The sequence below is a fragment of the Alcanivorax sp. HI0083 genome, from assembly GCF_001635175.1.
The window spans coordinates 1-586 of the sequence record NZ_LWFX01001676.1 but is presented as its reverse complement, the minus strand read 5'-3'; the positions used below and the strand labels follow the sequence as shown (position 1 = coordinate 586).

The following is a 586-nucleotide window of genomic DNA, read 5'->3' as shown; positions in this document are numbered from 1 at the left end:
CCGTGTTTTGCGGCCCGCACACCGTGACCCACCCTCCCCTTTGCGACTATGATCACCTCTGCACAGCTGGCATGGAGAGTGCATTACTTGTTAACAGGCTATTGATCAGCCTGCCAGGTATACAGCCTGTGCCCAGGGAGAAAATTATTATCAAGGGGAAACTATGAAAGCGCTTAGTCCGGTGGACCAACTTTTCCTGTGGCTGGAAAAACGCCAGCAGCCCATGCACGTGGGCGGTTTGCAGCTGTTTTCCTTTCCTGAGGATGCCGGCCCGAAGTATGTCAGTGAACTGGCCCGGCAAATGCGGGACTACTGCCACCCGGTTGCTCCGTTCAACCAGCGGCTGACCCGTCGGCTCGGCCAGTATTACTGGACCGAAGACAAGCAATTCGATATCGACCACCACTTTCGCCACGAAGCGCTGCCCAAGCCCGGCCGCATCCGTGAACTGCTCTCCCTGATCTCCGCCGAGCACTCCAATCTGCTGGATCGGGAACGTCCCATGTGGGAAGCCCATTTGATCGAAGGCATCCGCGGTCGCCAGTTTGCGCTTTACTACAAGATTCACCATTCGGTGATGGACGGC

The 586-nt window shown here is 56.8% G+C and carries 1 protein-coding gene; it reads left to right on the top strand.

Features of this window, described 5'->3' with window-relative positions; all coding sequences use genetic code 11:
• Window positions 1-163 precede the first annotated feature (163 nt).
• Window positions 164-586, top strand: a 423-nt coding sequence (locus tag A3754_RS24540) for a wax ester/triacylglycerol synthase domain-containing protein (protein WP_304439872.1), incomplete at its 3' end; no start/stop codon positions are given.